This is a genomic window from Treponema sp. R6D11, from assembly GCF_054786075.1.
Genome location: NZ_BDHD01001483.1, coordinates 1 through 242, shown reverse-complemented (window position 1 = coordinate 242; position 242 = coordinate 1). Strand labels below are relative to the sequence as shown.

General features: G+C 43.4%; 1 protein-coding gene. It reads right to left on the bottom strand.

Translation table 11 applies throughout. The features are described from left to right. Positions 1-194, bottom strand: a 194-nt coding sequence (locus tag ACYVTD_RS19165; protein ID WP_461249165.1) for a cation transporting ATPase C-terminal domain-containing protein, incomplete at its 3' end; no start/stop codon positions are given. Positions 195-242: the final 48 nt, after the last annotated feature.

Sequence of the window (242 nt, the reverse complement as noted above, 5' to 3'; positions counted from 1 at the left end):
ATCGTCCTTGCAAACTCTCCATTTGCAAACAGGCTCTCCGTCGCGTTTCTTGGCGTGCGCGTCATTATCTCCTTTTTATCATTCACATCAACTCCCAGTTCGAGCCCAGGGAGCGTTTCTGTTATCAGGTTAATCCATAAAATCTGTATCTCGGTTTGCTGGGCATGCAACCCAATTAGAATTGCGTAAAACATAGTTATGATCTCGCCGAAGTTTGATGAAAGCAGGAATATAACAGATTT